The following is a 19,587-nucleotide window of genomic DNA, read 5'->3' as shown; positions in this document are numbered from 1 at the left end:
TGTAGACGAACATGATGCACAAAAAAGAGTGGAGAGCCCTAGATTATTGTGATGACGAACGAAACAACCAGGCAGAAGTAGAGGAAGCAGCCAAACAAAAGAATATAACGAAGCAATCCTCTGAGGAATGGATTATCATTAAAGACTCTGAGGGAGTTACAGTAACAACGACAGATACGCAAGCAGCAATCAGTTTACAGGTAGGGATTGAAGTAGCTATTGCTGTGGTGCTCAGCATTACATTGGCTGATTCAGACAAGGCAAAGGCTGTTTTCCAGGATTTAGAACAAGTGATGAAAACGAAACAAAGCAACCGTCAAAAAACTATTGTTGAAAAATCGAAAAATGTAAATATCACTACTACCGATATTGATATTGCTATTAATATTCAGTTATTGATTCAGCTGCTGCTGGCAATTGTAGTAAGTCTGGATATTTTATAAGAACATTAATTGCGAAAAATAACGGTACGTTTTTTACCGGAGCTCCCTTTATAAAACTGTTAAAGGGAGCTCTATTCATTTAAGAATAGATATACAGAGCTGCGGTATTTTATACTTTTCATAGGTGAAAACTATGCATAATTCCTGTTTTTAGCAATTTTAAAAATTAATGGATTTTATAGTGTAGAATGCTATCGTCATATGAAAACGCTTCTTCCGTTGAAAAACATCGAATTTTGTCTAATAATCGTCATCGATATTCACTTGCATTTTTTTATGAAAGGGGTTAAAATAATACTTGCAAAAGGTAATTGGAGTTACAAGAATACTTTACGATCTCTTTTCCAAGACGGTGTAAAAGTATTTAAGTTTCAATGACTTTGCATATCTTGTATAAGGAGGTCATGATAATGACTGGTAAAGTAAAATGGTTTAATGCAGAAAAAGGTTTTGGTTTCATCGAGCGTGAAGACGGAGATGACGTATTTGTACACTTCTCTGCAATTCAAGCTGAAGGATTCAAAACTCTTGAAGAAGGTCAAGATGTTGAATTCGAAATCGTAGAAGGCAACCGTGGCCCACAAGCTGCAAACGTTGTTCGTCTTTAATTCGAATGATATAAAACGCTGGATAAGCCAGCTAAAAAACCTCGAATGTTTTCTAGAAACATTCGAGGTTTTTTCTGATGAAAAAGTTTTGTTACAGTATCATTTCCGCTTCATATGCAAGCAATTTAATCAATGCTTGGGTGCCGCTGTCAGCTTCGCCCATGTCAGCTAATTCTTTATAAAGCTTTAATGCCAATTCCAGTCCAGGTGCTGGCATTCCCATGTTATGAGCTGATTCTAAAGCTATTTCCATGTCCTTGATAAAATGCTTTACATAGAAACCGGGCTCATAATCCCGTTCAAGCATTCTCTTACCTAAGTTGGATAAGGAGAAGCTGGCCGCAGCTCCGGTAGAAATAGTGGCGAGTACTTCCTCCGCATCTAAACCTGCTTTTTTTGCATAGATAATGGATTCACTGACCCCAATCATATTGGTCGCAATCGCAATTTGATTTGCCATTTTAGTATGCTGCCCAGCTCCTGCAGGTCCAAGTAAGGTAATTCTTTCTCCCAGGACACGAAAGATAGGTGCAATTTCATCATAAGCTTCTTTATCTCCGCCGGTCATAATAGCCAATGTGCCATTTTTTGCGCCGATGTCCCCTCCAGAGACAGGAGCATCTAAAGCGGTCAAACCTGCTTTTTTTGCTTCTTCATAAATTTCGATTGCTAAGCTTGGCTTAGATGTCGTCATGTCAATGACATAAGCCCCTTTATTTGCATGGTTTAAAATACCTTCATCTCCAAAATACACTTTTTCCACGTCTTCTGGATAACCAACCATTGTAATAATGACATCACTTGCTTTTGCCAAGCTGGCTTGTGTATCATGCCAGGCAGCTCCAAGCTCCAGTAACTCTTCTGCCTTTGATTTTGTTCTTGTGTAAACATTAAGCTTGTAGCCTGCTTCCATTAGATTTTTTACCATGCTTTTCCCCATTACACCTAAACCAATAAAACCGATAGTAGCCGTTGATGCCGTTATCATTGTCTCTCTCCTTTGTATAAATGTTGTATCTAAATCTTGTCATGAAAATTCGAAAAACGCAAATAATTATTAAGAAAAAACAGCTGAATTTCCAATAAATTCTTTTCACTCGTTAAAATATACTTGGCAACGATTGCCTTGCATCGAATTTTTCCATTTACATATAGTATAAAACGAAACTTCAATCCTAAATAAATATAGATAGAAGGGGAGGATAACGATGAGATTAGATACGGTAAGGCTAAAGCAGCGGCTGCTTGCGAGACAAGAGGAGTTAATTGAACGAATAAATCAAAAAACAGAAATGAAATATGAATTTAGCCAAGAGGTGTTAGGTGAATTATCCAATTATGATAATCATCCTGCTGATACAGGAACGGAGCTTTTTGAAAGAGAAAAAGACAGTGCTCTGCAGCGACATGCGGAATCAGAATTAGAAGAAATAAATAATTCCATTCATGCGATGGAAGAAGGAACCTATGGAATTTGCAAGGTGTGCGGCGAAAATATTGAACCAGAGCGTTTGGAGGCATTACCGACTGCAGATTGCTGCGCCGAACATGAAAAACAGCGGACATTTCATGGAGAGACACCGCCAAAAGAAGTATTTAAAGTAAGAGAAGACGGCGGAGAAAATAGTTGGGAGGATGTCCAGCAATATGGAACATCCAGCTATACTCCGGATTATCATGACGGTACAGGGGTGCCGGAAGATGGGGAAGAGAGCTCTGATGATATAGAGGTGGAAGACTTTTTGGCTGCTGATATAGAAGGCAAGTATACAGGCGTGATGCCTAATCATGAGGCGTATGAGGATGAATTGGATAGCGAAGAAGAGTAATTCACAAAAAAATCCGGACGATAATCCCGTTATGTTGGAATTTTATCTGTCCGGTTTTTAGTAAAATATAGAGATTATAATGTTGATTCAAATATATTTGTTAGGATATCCGAAATAAATAAGGTATTCATAATTGTAATAATAACAAAGGTGATGGCTAACGATACGATTGTAAAATAAAAACTGTGTTTTATTTTTTCTTGAGTAAGTGCATGAAGCGCATGAATAATCGGATTAACGTACATCACGATAATAAATAAAATGGTTATAAAAGATATTCCCCATGGAAAACTTGCTTCTTCCGGCTGAAGAATCCACGTATCCATTTCGGATATATCAATCTTAACAATACCCAGCAGTGATAATAAAGCTAGCACAACAAATAAGCCTGTAAATGGTACGAGTGTGCCTGTGTAACGAGTGAACTGCTGCACAAAGGAAGATGAATGTTTCGCAAGATTAAGCGTAATAAAGCTAGCAATTAGTCCCGCAAAGAAAAGAATAATAAAAATAAGCATCCCTTTTAGCGTGGTTGAGAAAAAAGGTACATAATCGCTTAGTGACTCGTTGCTGGAAAAGACTCCGATAGTGTCTTGAAATATTGTGTTAAGAAGTCCCCAAAAGAATAATGTGGCTGCAAGGGTAAGTATAATTGCGGTAATAATAGAATTAGTTACGTGCTGTTCATTATCCCTAAAAGCGACATTCGGATTTTTAATCCGGGTAATAAAATAACTCCAATATTGATTTGAACCTGTTTTTACTTTTTCAAGTGTTGCATTGAATTGCTGTGATGTTTCTGCAGTGGATGCATTTTCCTGTTGTGATGTCTCTGTATGTACCTCAGGAGTATTTTCTTTAGATGGATCCTCTGTTGCTGTTTTTTCTTGTGGATGCAGCGGTGAACCACATTTTGTACAAAACTTTCCTTCCTCCGTTTCCTGATTACATGCTGGGCAAACCAAAAAATCACTTCCTTTTCCAATAATTCAGCAAGATAAATCTTGCTTTGAAAGTTAATTATATACGATTTTTCAGGGAATCGGTAGGGGGAAATAGGTTTATTCTCCTAATATTTCCTTCTGTGTATAGAAAAAGCAGGCTGCTGATATTCAACAGTCTGCTTTTTCCGTTGCTATAGATAGCTTAGTAATTCTTATACCCGCATTCAGTGAGATCACTCCTCGTTGAAGAAAGTGTTCCTTTATGCTGTTTATTGATTTGCTTCTGGTTGGCTGGCTTTTAATTCATCCATTTTTAATGTAATGGAATGCAGTTCTCCATCACGTGCAAATTCGATTTCTACATGTTCTCCAGCCTGCCCTTGATCAAAAAGCTCTTTGCGAAGCTCGATAATGGAAGTGACTGGATTCCCATTTATTTTTGTAATGACGTCAAATTGTTGCAGGTTCGCATTGTCTGCTGGTGAACCAGATTGAACATTTGCAATGACCATGCCGCCTTCTACATCTTCAGGAAGCTCGATTTCTTGCTGGTATTGAGGCGGAACCTGGGTTAATGGCGCTGTAGAAATACCGATTAATGGACGGGAAACTTCACCGTCTGTTTCCAGTTTTTCAACAACTGGCAAGGCTTCGTCAATAGGAATGGCAAAACCGATGCCTTCTACTTGGCTTTGAGCAATTTTCATGGAGTTGATGCCAATCACATCACCGTCTGCATTAACTAATGCGCCGCCACTGTTACCAGGGTTGATTGCTGCATCTGTTTGCAGTACTTCTGTTACCCAATCCGGAGCGCCGTCTCCGTTTGTATCTACTTCAACATTACGATTTAAACCGCTGATGATACCTCTTGTTACACTGTTATTAAAGTCCATACCAAGCGGGTTACCGATTGCCATAACCGTTTCTCCTACTTCAATATCTTCACTGGATCCTAAATTTGCAACTGTATCAACATGCTCTCCATCAATTTCAAGCACAGCTAAGTCTGTTAATGCATCTGTTCCAAGTACAGTGGCATCTACCTGATGTTCTTCATTCAAAGCTACTTGAAGCTGTTCTGCGCCTTCTACAACATGGTTATTTGTGATAACATACGCTTTTCCATCTTCTTTTTTATAGATGATTCCTGAACCAGTACCAGCTTCTTGGCTGTCCTCCCATAAATTTTGCTGCTGCATATTAATAACGCCGACAACAGCTTGGGAAACTTCTGAAATATCAGCAGAAACGTCTGCATCATCAGAAGCTATCGTAGGGATAATAGATTCTGAAGAGGCACTGGATGATGCAGTTTCTCCTCCAGAGGAATCCATTATGCCCTCCGAAGCCGGCAGCAATTGATTTCCTAAGAGCAGGACAACAAGTACGGAAGAAATAATTCCTCCAATTGCTCCGCTAAAAAAACCGCGGAACCAGCCTTTCGATTTTTTTTGCTTTGGCGGATTGGTTTCTGATGAAGCGACATATGTTTGCTGCTTTTCATCGGTTGTTCTATTTTGCTCTGATCTATTATTATCAATTGTCGATGCTTCATCAGTCAAAGGCTCATTATTCTTTTCAAGGTCACCCGATACATTTTCATTTCTTTCATTTTCATAATCGTTGTTACTCATTGTAAAGCACCTCCAAGTTATTTGATTTAATTTTATTATAGTACCGACCATGGGAAATCCTTTGGTATAATTGTGTAAAAACTGTGTAATCTTAAATCCCGTTTGTCAGAAGCAGGGTGTTCATGTAAAAATAAATAGTATAGAATGAAAGATTGTTGAAAATGGGGATATTCTTTCTTCCTATATTAGAATTACCCGATTTGTTTTTTTTTAATAAACGTGAAAACGCCTGAAAATAATCAAGTATATTGCTTTATCACGGAGAATCGTCCGTAAAACTCCCTCTGAATAAAGTTTCGTTTTATTGCTGGGGTCTGCCGAAGCGGCAACTTGCCAAATCCGCAGTTGATAAACTACAATTTAGTACAGGATGAAAGAGGTGGGAAATACATGTCATACCATATTGGTTTAGTAGAAGATGATAAAAACATACAAGATATTGTTGTTGCCTATTTAAAAAAAGAAGGGTATCAGATAACTGTTCTGGACAATGCAGAAGACGGCTGGACATTATGGGAAAATAATCCACCGGATATGTGGGTATTAGATATTATGCTCCCGGGGATGGATGGTTATGAATTTTGCAGGAAAATTCGTAATGAAAGCGATGTTCCCATTATTATTATTTCAGCGAAAGATGAGGAAATCGATAAAATTTTAGGTCTGGAGCTGGGCAGTGATGATTATTTAACCAAGCCATTCAGCCCGAGAGAACTGATTGCCCGAATGAAAAGGCTGTTCAAACGGGTGCAGCCAAAGTCTTCGGAATATAAAGAACCGGACGATCGGGTAAAAGTAGATCAGCTCCTTGTGTATAAAAATGAACGGAGAGTATTTTTTGAAGGAATCGAATATGAAACAACTGCAAAAGAATATGATATGCTGCTCCTTTTAGCAGAGAACCCTAATCGTGCTTTTTCTCGTGAAGAATTGCTGGTAAAGGTATGGGGCGATGATTATTTTGGGAGTGACCGTGCGGTAGATGATTTAATGAAACGGATTCGGAAAAAGATGGAGCATATTCCCCTTGAGACAGTATGGGGATTCGGCTATCGTTTGAGAAAAGATGAGGAAGCATAATAATGAAATTACAATCGCAACTAAATGCTGCTTTTACAGCGCTGCTGCTTGTTATTATGACCACTGCGGGCCTGGTTATTTACTCGCTGGTATTAGATGTGCTCATCCAGGATGAACAGCGTCAGCTTGCAGAAACAGGAGAATTACTTATCAGTTTTCTATCGGAACAGTATGATGATGCAAGTGAATATCGAAATATTGATGACTTCTTGAAGGATCAAGAATTGCAGCTTTTCTTATATGACCGGAACTTAGATACAGTTTTATTTTCGACCATGTCTATTTCGGTTGTGAATGAGTTTTTTCAGGAAAATAATTTTGAGGACAACGAAGAAACACTGTGGCAGCATGGAAATGACCGTTTCGTAACGCAACGAATTATATTTTCTCCGGAGCAGTCCGGGATGGAATTGATTTTATTAACACCCATCAACGATTTACGAGCCGTGCAGCAAAACTTTTTCTTCCGATTAGCATGGGTATTTTTAATTGGAGCTCTGGCGGCAGTCATTTTAAGCTATTATATGACGAATAAATTGGTAACACCATTATCCTTGCTGAAGAAAGAATTGAAGAAGGTGGAAAACCGCCAATTTGACCAGATGAAGCGGATCCGGGCCAGCGGAGAAATAAAAGAAGTGGAACAGAGTGTCTACGAGATGTCACAGACATTAGAGCAATATATGAAATCGCAGCAGACCTTTTTTCAAAATGCGAGCCATGAGCTGAAAACACCATTGATGACAATCCAAGGCTACGCAGAAGGAATCCGTGATGGTATTTTTGATGAAAAAGATACCGAGAAAGGGCTGGATGTCATGGTGACAGAAGTAAACAGACTCAAGAAAATCATCAATGAAATGATTTTACTTGCCAAATTGGACTCTCAGCCGGATGTGTACGAGGAGACAGAAATCGATGTGCAGGCTTTTGTGGACGGGATTGTGAGCAAAGCATTGCCAATCGTCAATGAAAATAAACTGGACCTTCATCAGAAGGTGGACGGCTCCATAACGATACATGCAGATGAAGAAAAGCTCCTGCGAGCTGTTTCCAATGTGGTATTTAATGCAATCAGGTATGCCAATAAAGAGATATCTATCCATGTATATAAGAAAAAGAATATGATTTTCTTTGATATAGAGGATGACGGAAAAGGGATTACCAAGGAAGATATGGATAAAATATTCCACCGGTTTATCAAAGGAAAAGGCGGAGAAACGGGACTGGGACTGGCGATTGCACGTGCAATTATTGAACAGTCAAACGGGAAGATATATGCCGGGCAGTCGAAAAAATTAGGTGGAGCGAAGTTTACCATGTGCCTGCCTGTTTCTAGTAAGCCGAAAGGAAATAAAAAAATAAAATCTTAATGAATGATAAAAAGACTTCTTTCTTTGCCTGATTGGGCGTGGAAGAGGTCTTTTTTATCGCAGCCCCAGTGTAAAGCTCCGCAGAAAAAGCGATTTTCTTTTTCCGCCGCAGGCATAAATATGACTATACTTTGGTCTGCGCCTGTGGTCCCGCAATTAGCAAGGCTTCTTTAAAGGGAGCTAAAGACAAGTCTCTGGAAACGCAGTATATTTCTATAGCGGCTGCTTACAGTAAAATTATATCTGCTAAGTCATCCAGCTATTTTGGTGAAAATCCTTCATGAAATGATAATATAAAATACATTGTTATAATAATACATGAGCAATCAACACATCCTAAAGGAAAGAAAAACAATTTTACAAATTTCCTCATTATATGATATAATAAATTGGTTTTACATTCGATATGTTAGAGGAGCGTACTATTTATGCAATTAAGAAATGATATTCGTAATATCGCAATTATTGCACACGTTGACCACGGGAAAACAACGTTAGTGGATCAGCTATTAAGATATTCTGGGACTTTTCGGGAAAACGAGCACGTAGATGAACGTGCGATGGACTCTGGAGATATAGAACGTGAACGCGGGATTACTATCTTAGCGAAAAATACAGCTGTAAAATATAAAGATTCAACAATTAATATCCTTGATACACCAGGTCACGCCGACTTTGGCGGTGAAGTGGAACGTATTATGAAAATGGTTGATGGTGTTGCCTTAGTCGTGGACGCCTACGAAGGAACCATGCCGCAAACACGTTTCGTATTAAAAAAAGCTTTAGAACAAAAACTGACACCAATTGTGGTATTAAATAAAGTTGACCGTCCAAATGCCAGACCGGCAGAGGTCGTTGACGAAGTATTAGATTTATTTATTGAATTAGGAGCGGACGATAACCAATTAGAATTCCCTGTTGTTTATGCATCTGCGTTAAATGGAACCTCCGGATTAGAGCCGGAAGATCAGCAGGAAACAATGGATCCAGTCTTTAATACCATTATGGAGCATATTCCGGCTCCAGCTGATACAAGAGAAGAGCCGTTACAGTTTCAAGTAACTTTACTGGATTATAATGACTATGTCGGCCGAATCGGAGTTGGACGTGTGGTCCGCGGTTCTATCAAGGTAGGACAGCAGGTTGTTGTATTAAAAGAAGATGGATCACAAAAATCCTTCCGTGTTTCCAAATTATTTGGTTTCATTGGTTTAAAACGGGTTGAAATCCAAGAAGCTGTTTCTGGTGACATCGTAGCTCTGGCTGGAATGGAAGACTTAAATGTCGGTGAAACGGTATGTCCGGCTGAGCATCCTGATCCGCTTCCATGGCTGCGTATTGATGAGCCGACCCTGCAGATGACCTTTGTTGTAAACAACAGTCCATTTGCCGGAAAAGAAGGGAAGTATATTACGTCCCGCCGTATTGAAGAGCGTTTATTAAAAGAATTAGAAACCGATGTAAGCTTACGTGTGGAACCGACCAGTTCACCAGATGCCTGGACTGTTTCCGGACGCGGAGAGCTGCATTTGTCTATTCTTATTGAGAACATGCGCCGTGAAGGCTATGAGCTTCAATTGTCTAAGCCGGAAGTAATCATCAAAGATATTGACGGTGTAAAATGTGAACCGATGGAGCGTGTCCAAGTAGATGTTCCGGAAGAACACACAGGAGCAATTATGGAATCCTTAGGAGAACGTAAAGGCGAAATGCTTGATATGGCTAATCAAGGAAACGGACAAGTTCGTATTGAGTTTAAAGTGCCATCCCGCGGTCTTTTAGGATATACTACAGAATTTATGTCGCAGACACGCGGTTATGGTATTATTAACCATACCTTTGAGGCATACGAGCCTGTGATTAAAGGACAGGTCGGCGGCCGCCGTGAAGGTGTGCTAGTTGCATTGGAAAAAGGGAAAGCATCTACCTATGGAATCATGAACTTGGAGGATCGCGGAGTTATCTTTATTACTCCCGGAACGGAAGTTTATGAAGGGATGATTGTCGGAGAGCATAATCGTGAGAATGACTTAACGGTTAATATCACAAAAGAAAAGCACTTAACTAACGTGCGTTCAGCTACAAAAGACCAGACATCCACTATCCGTAAGACAAGAGATATGTCTCTGGAGGAAGCCCTGCAATATTTAAGTGAGGATGAGTATTGTGAAGTAACACCAGAAACAATCCGTCTTCGTAAGAAAATCTTAAATAAAAACGAACGTGAAAAAGCAGCGAAAAAAAGTAAGTAATGAAGTGGAAGCATAAGCTGCCAGAAAAGCCGGTTCGATTTTTACTAGAAATAGTAAGAATTGAACCGGCTTTTTTATATTAGAGAAGTATATAATTTTTAACGCAGAAGAATTCCGAAGCTAACACCAAATTGAATGTAGTTTATCCCCATGGATTTTGATGAAGAACCGTCCATAAAAACTCCCAAGGAGTGAAGTTTCGTTTTATGCCATCTAAATAGTCAGTCAGCATAGAAGAAAATATATATGATTATAATTTATTTTGTATTGGAGTAAACGTATAAGAAGTACTACTATTATAATTATAGAAAAAATATGTAAATTAAAGAGAAACAGCTGATAGCATATTATATAAGTTAAAGTCTTCCTGATTTGTATCGAAAAATTTCATTTGAAGCAGGCTTGTATCACCACTAAAAATTATTGGAGGGATAAAATGGCGGGATTAACGAAGGGCAGATTATTTAGCAATGAATTATTAGAAGAAATTAGAGACAGGTTCGCCTATATTGATATGGATCCGTTGACACAGAAAAAGCGGGTGTTTTTAGACAATGCCGGCGGTTCTTTTCGGTTAAAAACTGCCAATCAGAAATTTGCTCAGTACGACTTGATGCCTGACCACCCTTTGCGCAATCATGACACAGCGAAATTTTTATTCGAAGTGGAGCAAAGAGGCATAGAAGATGCAAGAACGATATTTAATGCAAAGCAGGGAAGTATTGCCACTTACTTTACTGCGTCTCAAGCAATGTTTGCAGCAACCGGTGTCATTGCGGAAAATATAGAGGGAAGCAATATTGTGACAACGGAATTAGAGCATCCGTCCGCTTATGATGCTGCCAAGTTTTATGCAAATAAGCTGGGAAAAGAATTTCGTGTAGCTAAAACAAACCGGGTAACTGGAGGTGTGGATGTTGCGGAAATCACCAGACTGATTGATGAGAATACAAGCTTTTTAAGTGTGATTTATGCATCTAATATTTCAGGTACGATTTTAGATATTGAAATGATTGTAAAGGAAGCCAGGAAAATCAAGCCGGATTTATACATTATCGTCGACGCTGTGCAGCATGCTCCGCACGGTATCATTGATATCGAAAAAACCCCTGTAGATGCGATTAACTTTGCACCATATAAATTTTTCGGGGTAAGAGGAAGCGGTTTTGCATATATTTCCCAAAGGGCAGCAGCGCTTCCGCATCAACGTTTAACTGGAAAGGATGACAGTGATCTGCAGCTGGGAAGCTCCACACCGGGTCATTTTGCTTCTCTTAGCGAAATTGTCGATTATGTCTGCTGGATAGGGAGTAAATTTTCGGAGAAACAGGATAGAAGAAGGCTGTATGAGGAAGGAATGACACGGATCGCTTTACATGAAAGAGCATTGCTGGAAGCGATACTTCATGGCACAGATAAAGTAAAAGGATTAAGAAATATCCCTGGCGTTACCGTCCATTTAGATGATGAAGATTTATCTAAGAGGGATCTGATTATCGGAATAACAATTGATCACTTAGATTATCAAGAGGCTGTTCGGCAATATGAAGCGGAGCATATTGTGGTTTATGAGCGTGCTGCTTCCAGTATTTATTCTAAAAGAATGTTAGAGTCTTTTGATCTCGACGGTGTTGTAAGGGTATCTCCCCTACACTGCAATAGTGTGGAGGAAATAGAAGCATTTCTGCGTGTTACACAAAAAATAGCGGAAAGAGTTAAAACAGTAAGTTAACAATTAAATTTTTGCTTGGTGCTCCTCATTCAAGTAAGTGATTCTTTATTTATGGCAGTATGAGTGTCCGCCATTTCCCCTGCTGAGCAGAAGGGAAAAACGGTCACTCCTTTTCTGCTTCATATAAATCTGAAATGCGTGCTTCCCAGCGCTCTGCAAAATCATTTTTTACAGCGTATTAAAACTCACAGATGATCGATTTTTTTCTCCTTGATAAATGAAATAAAATCTGTGCCGACTTTCGGAAGCGGCTGTGTTTTTTTATAATACAGCATAATATTTTGACGGGCGTTGTCATCATCAATTTTGTAAAAGCATAATTTATTGGTTGCTTCTAAGTAATGCGTGACGCTGGCCCGAACGAAAGCGATTCCCTTTTCATTACTGGCAATGTAATAGGAAGTCAGCATCTGGTCAAGGTACATGGATATGGTTGGTGTGAAACCGGCATTTCTACACATTTTTAAACTTCGCTGGTTTAGGTCATTCCCTTTTTTTAATAGCAGAAAATCTTCCTTCTGAAATTCTTTCAGGTTTACCTTAGGATATCGTTCACTTAAATAGTTTCCATTAGCTATATTTTGAAAGGTGATTTGATAGTTACGAAGCTTATTATTTATTTCATAGCTTGAAGGCACTGCCAGTAAAATATGTTCTTCCGCCCAGACAAAGGAATCAAACATTTTAGAAATGTCCTTTTTCTCGACATCGATCATCATATCAACAATCCCTGTGCGCAGACATTTTATCAGATCATCCGCATTGGCTTCCAGAAGATTTACCTTATAATCGGGATATTCTTCCTTAAACTCTTGAGCGATTTTCGGCAGGATATGTGTGCAAAAGAAGGATGCGCCTCCAACACTGATGGTACCTTGATTATCCTCTGCTAAGTGATTAAAATAACTCCTCATTTCTTTTTCAATGTTCATAATAGTCTCGATGGATTCAATATAATATTCTCCAGCCTTTGTTAATTGGATGGGATTGCTGCTTCTATCGAAAATAGGAAGACCTATCTCTTCTTCCACTTTTTTAATCGTTGCACTGAGTGCCGGCTGAGAAATATATAATTCGCCGGCAGCTTTCGAAAAGCTCTTATTTAAATATACTGCATATACATATTCCATATTTTTCAGCATTTCATTCCTCCTCAAATTATGTATAGAGAAATACCTATAGTGTTATAAATTATTTCGTATTGGAGTTCGTATCTAAGATGGGATACTATTATAACTATAATGAATTTGCAGATATTTTGTAAAGGTATACTATTTTTCAATTATAGAAAAGAGGGTTAATCATGGATTTGATAGAAGAAAAGTTTTTAAAGCTTGGTGCGGAATATGCTCCTGGTCAAGAAGGACGCCAGAAAACGAATGAAATCGATGTTCCTTTTGAGAAAATTCCCGGTAGGCCGGTGGACTTTTCACATGGGGATGTGGATGCTTTTCAACCAATTCCGGGCTCTTTAGATGCCTTTGTGGAAGGAGTTCATCTTGGAGGGAAGCAGGCCTACACAGAATATCGCGGGGGGATGGATATCCGGGAGAAGCTAGCTGAAAAGCTTGCTGATTTTACGAACACAAGCATTGACCCGGATCAACATGTTATCCTAACACCTGGAACCCAAGGAGCGTTATTTCTAGCAATGGGATCAACGGTGGCCAGAGGAGATAAGGTTGCTATTGTAGAACCGGACTATTTTGCCAATCGGAAGCTTGTTGAATTTTTTGATGGGGAAGTCGTTCCTGTCCAGCTGGATTATTACAAAACAGACACATCAGCCGGTTTAGAGCTAACGCAGCTGGAGGATGCTTTTAAATCAGGAGTAAAACTCTTTTTGTTCTCTAATCCAAATAATCCGACGGGTGTTATTTATTCCCGGGATGAAATTCAGGAGATTGCCGGTTTAGCAGAGCAATACGGGGCAACCGTGATTGTTGATCAACTCTACTCGCGGCAAATTTTTGAAGGACGGACGTATACTCATTTATGTGCGGAGAACCGGATTGATCGAGAAAATGTCATTACGATCATGGGACCTTCTAAAACAGAATCACTTAGCGGATACAGGTTAGGGGTCGCTTTTGGATCGGCAAAAATGATTAACCGAATGGAAAAACTGCAGGCTATTGTATCATTGCGCGCTGGCGGATATAATCAGGCCGTCTTGAAAACATGGTTTTCTGAACCGGCAGGCTGGATGGAGGAGCGAATTAAAGCGCATCAGGCAATCCGTGATGACCTGGTCGCCAAAATACGTGCAGCTGAGGGGTTTCAGGTAAGAGCGACAGAAGCGGGCAGTTATTTATTCCCGAGAATTCCGGAACTGGGTATTTCAATCAATGAGTTTGTGAAAGCACTTCGTCTTCAGGCTGGTGTGACCGTAACACCAGGAACGGAATTCGGTCCACAATTCGGTGACAGCTTTCGGATAAATTTTTCACAGGATCATCAAGCGGCGGTAGAAGCAATGGAACGTGTTATCCAAGTAGTGGAGGCGTATCGAAATGCATCCATCAAATGAAGGGAATAATCTGATTCCACAGGGGAAATACCTTCCTGCATCCCGGTTTGGAAATATTATTTATACAGCCGGGATGACACCAAGAAAGAATGGTGTGCTGCTTCAGAGCGGAAAAGTTATTGCAGCAGAGCCTGTATCAACCTATTATCCAGCAGTCAGACAAGCAGCTGCAAATGCCTTAACTGCTGCTGTAAACACACTTATGGAGGGAGAACAACTCATGCAGATATTATCACTCACCGTTTATGTGAATGCAGAGGAAACATTTCAATCCCATTCAAGTCTGGCAAATGCTGCTTCCGAATATTTATCTGAACAATTGGGGGAGGCGGGGATAGGCAGCAGGGCAGCAATTGGTGTATCCTCGTTACCGGGAAATGCACCTGTTGAAATTCAATTGGTTGCTGGAGTGAGCTTATAAAGAATATACTGGAATTGTTAATTAGAGCAAGCTAAAAAATGAATGTAACTTGATGAAATCTCCTTTATCGAGTTACATTTAAAGTCAAAAATGAAAACGCTTTAATTAACGAGGTTAAATGAAATGATGACGGGTGGATGACATCGAAGCAGAAAAGGTTGAAAAACAAAACTAGACTTGCTTACACTTATTTCAGTCATCCATCGTACGCTTCTTCGGATTGTAGCAAAGCTAACGATGAAATACTGCCAAAATCAGCCTTTTTAAAATCTGAAAGTTTGTTTAAACATCATAAACAATGGGGGAGTTACCATGAAAAAGATTTTATTAAGGTTAAAGAATGTCGGTCCAGGCGCTATTGTAGCAGCTGCTATTATCGGGCCGGGAACGATAACAACAGCCAGTCAGGTTGGTGCCCAATTCGGTTTTATCTTGATTTGGTCCTTGCTGTTCTCCGTTATTGCTACCATGGTCTTGCAGGAAATGACCACCCGCTTAGGAATTGTTACAAGAAAAGATTTGGGCACAGCTTTTAGAGAACAGTTTGAAAATCCTTTATTAAGGGTGTTGACAATCATATTAGTTGTCGCTGCTATTGGAGTCGGCAACGCAGCTTATGAGACAGGCAATATCGTCGGCGGTGCCATCGGTCTGACCACCTTAACAGGTTTCCCTATCCAGACATGGGGCGTAATTATCGGTATTTCAGCCGGGTTGCTGCTCTGGTTTGGCACATACAAAATACTTGAAAAAGTTTTCATTGTATTAATTGGTTTAATGGTACTCAGTTTTTTAATTACGGCAATTGTAGTTAAACCTGATTTATCGGCTATTTTTGAAGGTGCATTTATACCGACAATTCCGGATGGCTCTATTATCCTTGTGATTTCCTTAATCGGTACAACGATTGTTCCGTATACGCTTTTTTTGCAGTCAGCAACGGTTCAGGAGCGGTGGAAGGATAAAAGCGGGATAGGGGAAAGCCGGTTCGACATTGTTATATCGCTGATTGTGGTCGGTATTGTTACGGCCTCGATTGTAATCACTGCCGCAATGGCTTTTCCTCTTGGCACAACAATTGATAATCCAGCTGAAATGGCTATTCAATTAGAGCCGCTGCTTGGTTCTTGGGCAAAATATGTATTCTCGATTGGTATTTTTGCTGCAGGTGTTACATCAACGATGACGGCGCCACTAGGAGCAGCCTATGCTATTTCAGGAGTTTTTGGCTGGGACAGGAATTTAAAATCCATGAAATTCAGAGCCATTTGGATGGTTATTATTTTAATTGGAATCATTTTTTCAGGTTTGGGATACAGTCCGATTGAAATTATTGTGTTTTCTCAATATGCAAATGGCTTAATTTTGCCTGTTATCGTTCTATTTTTGTTGTTTGTCATGAACAACCGCCGAATGCTGGCCGAGAACGTCAACAAGCTATGGATAAATATTGCAGGCTGGGTTGTATTTGCCATTACGGTACTTTTGGCTTTATTATCATTTAATATAATAGGTTAGCTGGAGGAATCGCTATGCAAAATATCATCTTTCAGCCGTTAGGAGATACAGGGATACGGGTACAGTTTTGCGAACAGGTTTCCTCCCGGCTAAATAAAAAGATCAGGAGCTTTTGCCTTCTGCTAAAAAAAGAGCGTATTAAAGGTATTGTAGAATGGGTTCCTGCCTATGATTCCGTTTCTGTCTATTATTTGCCGGACCAGCTTACGTATCATGCAATCTGTGAAGAATTATCCACTTTATCCAGTTATGCATCACGGGATAAAGTGGAGCAGAGGAATCGGATATTTATTCCAACTTTGTACGGCGGGGAAGCTGGTTCTGATTTAGACCATGTCGCCGTTTCTAATCAATTAACAAAAGAAGAAGTGATTGAGAATCATTCAGGTACAGATTATCTTATTTATATGATGGGATTTCTGCCGGGCTTTCCTTATATGGGCGGACTGTCTAAATCCATTTGCACACCGCGGCTGGAAAGCCCGAGATTACATGTGCCGGCAGGATCGGTAGGAATCGCCGGGGAGCAAACGGTGATATACTCATTACAGTCCCCGGGCGGTGCAAATATTATAGGACGTACACCTGTCACCTTGTTTGATTCTTCCCAAGAGAATCCATTTTTATTTCAGGCAGGAGATAAAATCCGCTTTGTTTCGATTACGGAAGAGGAGTATGAAGCAATAGAACAAGCGGTAAAGGACGGCAGCTATAAAGTGAGAAAGGAAGTGTTCCATGATGAAACAAAGAAGCATTGATTTAAACAGTGACTTGGGGGAGAGTTTTGGAGCTTATACGATAGGTCTTGATAACGAAATTTTGGAGGTAGTCACCTCTGCAAACATTGCTTGCGGCTTTCATGCCGGAGATTATAATGTTATGGGAAAAACCGTTAAAATGGCTAAAGAAAAGCAGGTAGGGGTTGGAGCCCATCCAGGCTTTCCAGATTTGATTGGTTTTGGCAGAAGAGCCATTCAAGTGGATCCAGATGAAGTTTTTCATTTAACAGCTTACCAAATTGGTGCTTTAAAGGCCTTTTGTAATATTCATGAGGTGCCTATGCAGCATGTGAAACCGCATGGAGCTTTGTTCAATATGGCAGCGAAAGACCGGGAGATTGCTGAAGCAATTGCGAAGGCGACAGCTCAAGTAGATGAACAATTAATTCTCTTTGGGTCATCAGGAAGTGAATTGATTCGTGCGGGAAAAAAATACGGATTAAAAACAGCCTCAGAAGTATTTGCTGACAGAACGTATCAATCGGATGGCTCGTTGACAGCTCGAACAGAAAAAAATGCAATGATTACAGAGGTAGAAAAAGCAATTGAACAAGTACGCAGTATGGTTTTTGAAGGAAAAGTCACCTCCGTTGATGGAGAGGAAGTCCAGGTGGAAGCCGACACCATCTGCGTCCATGGAGATGGACAGCATGCCCTTCTGTTTGCAAAGGAATTGCGGCAGCGTTTGGAACAAGAAGGGATTCGGATGAAACGTGTTGGAGAATAAAGCGGAGCAGCAGCCGCTTTTTAAAGTAATTAAACCGGGACTGTTAACAACCATCCAAGACTTGGGAAGAACCGGCTTTCAAAAATACGGGGTTGTTGTCTCCGGAGCAATGGATCCATTCGCTTTGCAGACAGCCAATCTCTTAGTGGGAAATAGAAGAGATGAGGCCTGTCTGGAAATAACCATGATGGGTCCGGAGCTGGTTGTATTATCGGAAGCAACGATAGCTATTTGTGGCGCAGATTTAAGTCCTATGATAAATGGCAAAGCCGCACCGATGTGGAAATCAATCCAGCTTAAAAAGGATGATTATGTGACGTTTGGCGCTCCTCAATCGGGGGTGCGGACTTATTTATCTGTTTCGGGCGGGTTTGACTCACCAGTAGTTATGGGTAGTAAATCAACTTACCAAAAAGCTGGAATTGGGAAGCACGTTGAAAAGAAAGATACGATTTTCGGTTATGCGGTGAATGGAAAAGCAGGAGTTGGATTAATGCATACAGAAATCCCCAGGTACCGCAAGGAGGTAGAGCTTCGTGTCGTGAAAGGTCCACATATGGAGCGATTTACAAAGGAAGGAATAGATAACTTTTTCAATAACGTACATCTTGTTAGTCCGCAGGCAGACCGGATGGGGTATCGGCTTCAATCCAAGGCTATTGCTCATAAAAATGGAGCAGATATTTGGTCGGATGCCATTCCGTTTGGAGGTGTGCAAGTGCCGGTGAATGGCCAGCCAATCATATTGATGGCTGACCGGCAAACGACTGGAGGATATACGAGAATTGCTACAGTTATTTCTGTTGACCTTCCCAAAGTAGCTCAGCTTGTTCCGGGCGGCAAAATTTGTTTCCGGGAGGTAGATGTCGAAGAGGCACAAAAACTTTATAGGGAAAGAGAACAGTTTTTACTTCAAATAAAATATTTTTGCAGAGGTGATAGCAGTGTTAAAGGAAAGAATGGCTATTCGAAAAGGAGAGTGGACTAAACCCACAGCAGGGCTGGCTCCAACTCATGTACAGGCAAACCTGGTCATTGTTCCAAAGAAGCATGCGTATGACTTTCTCTTATTTTGTATGCGAAATCCGAAGTCTTGCCCATTGATTGAAGTGACGGATGCTGGCTCCTATACACCTGTAAGCTCTGCGCCGGATGCAGATATCAGAACGGATATTCCGAGATATCGAATTTTTAGACACGGGAAGCTGGCAGATGAAGTGATGGATATTACAGAAGAATGGCGTGAGGATTTTATCAGCTTTTTGATTGGATGCAGCTTTACCTTTGAAAATGCTTTAAGGGCGGCTGGAATTCCTTTGAGGCATATAGAAAACAAACAAAATGTTACGATGTATGAAACCAATGTGCCCTGTCATGGGGCAGGGGACTTTCAAGGGAATCTGGTGGTTTCCATGCGTCCGATTCGCGCAGATCATGTGCCCGCAGCTGTTCAAATCACATCGGCCTTCCCAACGATGCATGGCGCACCGGTACAGGTTGGTTATCCAGAGAAGCTGGGAATCAAAAACCTGCAGGCCCCTGAATATGGTGATCCTGTAGAAATAAAGGAAGATGAAATTCCAGTGTTTTGGGCGTGTGGTGTAACACCGCAGCTTGTAGCACTTCAAGCAAAAATTGAAATAATGATCACACATGCTCCAGGACATATGTTTATTACAGATTTGCTGGATTCTGAAATAGGAAGATGAGTTTG

18 protein-coding genes are annotated in these 19,587 nt (G+C 40.3%); 14 read left to right on the top strand and 4 right to left on the bottom strand.

Annotated features, from left to right (window positions below; genetic code table 11):
* Positions 1–11 precede the first annotated feature (11 nt).
* The gene (locus tag ACW0TQ_RS00585; RefSeq protein WP_084612924.1) at positions 12–443 is read left to right on the top strand and encodes a spore coat protein; all 432 of its coding nucleotides are present in this window, start codon (positions 12–14) and stop codon (positions 441–443) included.
* A gap of 407 nt (positions 444–850) precedes the next feature.
* Positions 851–1,051: a cold shock domain-containing protein gene (locus tag ACW0TQ_RS00580; protein WP_198048619.1), complete on the top strand. Its 201-nt coding sequence runs from the start codon at positions 851–853 to the stop codon at positions 1,049–1,051.
* Between the two features lie 91 nt (positions 1,052–1,142).
* Here ACW0TQ_RS00580 and ACW0TQ_RS00575 read toward each other — a convergent pair whose 3' ends face one another.
* Positions 1,143–2,039, bottom strand: coding sequence for an NAD(P)-dependent oxidoreductase (locus ACW0TQ_RS00575; protein ID WP_455725253.1), 897 nt, complete (start codon positions 2,037–2,039; stop codon positions 1,143–1,145).
* A gap of 220 nt (positions 2,040–2,259) precedes the next feature.
* On the opposite strand from ACW0TQ_RS00575, the gene ACW0TQ_RS00570 reads away from it, so the two are divergent.
* The gene (locus ACW0TQ_RS00570) at positions 2,260–2,880 is read left to right on the top strand and encodes a TraR/DksA C4-type zinc finger protein (protein ID WP_455725252.1); all 621 of its coding nucleotides are present in this window, start codon (positions 2,260–2,262) and stop codon (positions 2,878–2,880) included.
* A gap of 74 nt (positions 2,881–2,954) precedes the next feature.
* On the opposite strand, the gene ACW0TQ_RS00565 is transcribed toward ACW0TQ_RS00570, so the two are convergent.
* Both ACW0TQ_RS00565 and ACW0TQ_RS00560 read right to left on the bottom strand, forming a co-directional pair.
* A complete protein-coding gene (locus ACW0TQ_RS00565; RefSeq protein WP_455725251.1) occupies positions 2,955–3,845 on the bottom strand; it encodes a hypothetical protein in 891 nt (296 codons plus the stop codon).
* 248 nt (positions 3,846–4,093) lie between these two features.
* Positions 4,094–5,461 carry a S1C family serine protease gene (locus ACW0TQ_RS00560; protein ID WP_193064418.1) on the bottom strand — a complete coding sequence of 456 codons (1,368 nt, stop codon included), beginning with the start codon at positions 5,459–5,461 and terminating at the stop codon, positions 4,094–4,096.
* Between the two features lie 390 nt (positions 5,462–5,851).
* Here ACW0TQ_RS00560 and ACW0TQ_RS00555 point away from each other — a divergent pair, with 390 nt between their 5' ends.
* The 4 genes from ACW0TQ_RS00555 (at position 5,852) to ACW0TQ_RS00540 (ending at position 11,898) form a co-directional block, all read left to right on the top strand.
* A complete protein-coding gene (locus ACW0TQ_RS00555; protein ID WP_042532329.1) occupies positions 5,852–6,541 on the top strand; it encodes a response regulator transcription factor in 690 nt (229 codons plus the stop codon).
* Between the two features lie 2 nt (positions 6,542–6,543).
* Positions 6,544–7,914, top strand: a complete 1,371-nt coding sequence (locus ACW0TQ_RS00550) for an ATP-binding protein (RefSeq protein ID WP_368901113.1) — start codon at positions 6,544–6,546, stop codon at positions 7,912–7,914.
* A gap of 428 nt (positions 7,915–8,342) precedes the next feature.
* Positions 8,343–10,166, top strand: coding sequence for a translational GTPase TypA (gene typA / locus ACW0TQ_RS00545; RefSeq protein WP_193064416.1), 1,824 nt, complete (start codon positions 8,343–8,345; stop codon positions 10,164–10,166).
* A 436-nt stretch (positions 10,167–10,602) separates the two neighbouring features.
* Positions 10,603–11,898: an aminotransferase class V-fold PLP-dependent enzyme gene (locus ACW0TQ_RS00540; protein ID WP_455725250.1), complete on the top strand. Its 1,296-nt coding sequence runs from the start codon at positions 10,603–10,605 to the stop codon at positions 11,896–11,898.
* Between the two features lie 185 nt (positions 11,899–12,083).
* On the opposite strand, the gene ACW0TQ_RS00535 is transcribed toward ACW0TQ_RS00540, so the two are convergent.
* On the bottom strand, positions 12,084–13,040 hold the full coding sequence (locus tag ACW0TQ_RS00535; RefSeq protein WP_193064414.1) for a LysR family transcriptional regulator: 957 nt from the start codon (positions 13,038–13,040) through the stop codon (positions 12,084–12,086).
* A 161-nt stretch (positions 13,041–13,201) separates the two neighbouring features.
* On the opposite strand from ACW0TQ_RS00535, the gene ACW0TQ_RS00530 reads away from it, so the two are divergent.
* From ACW0TQ_RS00530 to ACW0TQ_RS00500, 7 genes are all read left to right on the top strand, one after another.
* The gene (locus ACW0TQ_RS00530) at positions 13,202–14,428 is read left to right on the top strand and encodes a pyridoxal phosphate-dependent aminotransferase (protein ID WP_193064413.1); all 1,227 of its coding nucleotides are present in this window, start codon (positions 13,202–13,204) and stop codon (positions 14,426–14,428) included.
* Positions 14,412–14,849 carry a RidA family protein gene (locus tag ACW0TQ_RS00525; protein WP_193064412.1) on the top strand — a complete coding sequence of 146 codons (438 nt, stop codon included), beginning with the start codon at positions 14,412–14,414 and terminating at the stop codon, positions 14,847–14,849. The genes ACW0TQ_RS00530 and ACW0TQ_RS00525 overlap by 17 nt, the downstream gene beginning before the upstream one ends.
* Positions 14,850–15,161: 312 nt before the next feature.
* Positions 15,162–16,367: an Nramp family divalent metal transporter gene (locus ACW0TQ_RS00520; protein WP_368901111.1), complete on the top strand. Its 1,206-nt coding sequence runs from the start codon at positions 15,162–15,164 to the stop codon at positions 16,365–16,367.
* Between the two features lie 14 nt (positions 16,368–16,381).
* A complete protein-coding gene (pxpB, locus tag ACW0TQ_RS00515; protein WP_193064410.1) occupies positions 16,382–17,125 on the top strand; it encodes a 5-oxoprolinase subunit PxpB in 744 nt (247 codons plus the stop codon).
* Complete coding sequence (locus ACW0TQ_RS00510) at positions 17,106–17,873, top strand: 5-oxoprolinase subunit PxpA (RefSeq protein WP_374705744.1); 768 nt, start codon at positions 17,106–17,108, stop codon at positions 17,871–17,873. The genes pxpB and ACW0TQ_RS00510 overlap by 20 nt, the downstream gene beginning before the upstream one ends.
* The gene (locus tag ACW0TQ_RS00505) at positions 17,863–18,861 is read left to right on the top strand and encodes a 5-oxoprolinase subunit C family protein (RefSeq protein WP_193064409.1); all 999 of its coding nucleotides are present in this window, start codon (positions 17,863–17,865) and stop codon (positions 18,859–18,861) included. The genes ACW0TQ_RS00510 and ACW0TQ_RS00505 overlap by 11 nt, the downstream gene beginning before the upstream one ends.
* Complete coding sequence (locus ACW0TQ_RS00500; protein WP_042536030.1) at positions 18,833–19,582, top strand: putative hydro-lyase; 750 nt, start codon at positions 18,833–18,835, stop codon at positions 19,580–19,582. The genes ACW0TQ_RS00505 and ACW0TQ_RS00500 overlap by 29 nt, the downstream gene beginning before the upstream one ends.
* Positions 19,583–19,587: the final 5 nt, after the last annotated feature.

The sequence above is a fragment of the Oceanobacillus sp. M60 genome, from assembly GCF_053839645.1.
This window is presented reverse-complemented; position numbering and strand designations above follow the sequence as displayed.

Coding starts and splice junctions, on each gene's coding strand:
- ACW0TQ_RS00500 (WP_042536030.1), top strand. CDS start 18,833: ATGGCTATTCGAAAAGGAGAGTGGACTAAACCCACAGCAGGGCTGGCT.
- ACW0TQ_RS00525 (WP_193064412.1), top strand. CDS start 14,412: ATGCATCCATCAAATGAAGGGAATAATCTGATTCCACAGGGGAAATAC.
- ACW0TQ_RS00550 (WP_368901113.1), top strand. CDS start 6,544: ATGAAATTACAATCGCAACTAAATGCTGCTTTTACAGCGCTGCTGCTT.
- ACW0TQ_RS00510 (WP_374705744.1), top strand. CDS start 17,106: ATGAAACAAAGAAGCATTGATTTAAACAGTGACTTGGGGGAGAGTTTT.
- ACW0TQ_RS00570 (WP_455725252.1), top strand. CDS start 2,260: ATGAGATTAGATACGGTAAGGCTAAAGCAGCGGCTGCTTGCGAGACAA.
- ACW0TQ_RS00575 (WP_455725253.1), bottom strand. CDS start 2,039: ATGATAACGGCATCAACGGCTACTATCGGTTTTATTGGTTTAGGTGTA.
- ACW0TQ_RS00560 (WP_193064418.1), bottom strand. CDS start 5,461: ATGAGTAACAACGATTATGAAAATGAAAGAAATGAAAATGTATCGGGT.
- ACW0TQ_RS00585 (WP_084612924.1), top strand. CDS start 12: ATGATGCACAAAAAAGAGTGGAGAGCCCTAGATTATTGTGATGACGAA.
- pxpB (WP_193064410.1), top strand. CDS start 16,382: ATGCAAAATATCATCTTTCAGCCGTTAGGAGATACAGGGATACGGGTA.
- typA (WP_193064416.1), top strand. CDS start 8,343: ATGCAATTAAGAAATGATATTCGTAATATCGCAATTATTGCACACGTT.
- ACW0TQ_RS00530 (WP_193064413.1), top strand. CDS start 13,202: ATGGATTTGATAGAAGAAAAGTTTTTAAAGCTTGGTGCGGAATATGCT.
- ACW0TQ_RS00535 (WP_193064414.1), bottom strand. CDS start 13,040: ATGCTGAAAAATATGGAATATGTATATGCAGTATATTTAAATAAGAGC.
- ACW0TQ_RS00520 (WP_368901111.1), top strand. CDS start 15,162: ATGAAAAAGATTTTATTAAGGTTAAAGAATGTCGGTCCAGGCGCTATT.
- ACW0TQ_RS00555 (WP_042532329.1), top strand. CDS start 5,852: ATGTCATACCATATTGGTTTAGTAGAAGATGATAAAAACATACAAGAT.
- ACW0TQ_RS00540 (WP_455725250.1), top strand. CDS start 10,603: ATGGCGGGATTAACGAAGGGCAGATTATTTAGCAATGAATTATTAGAA.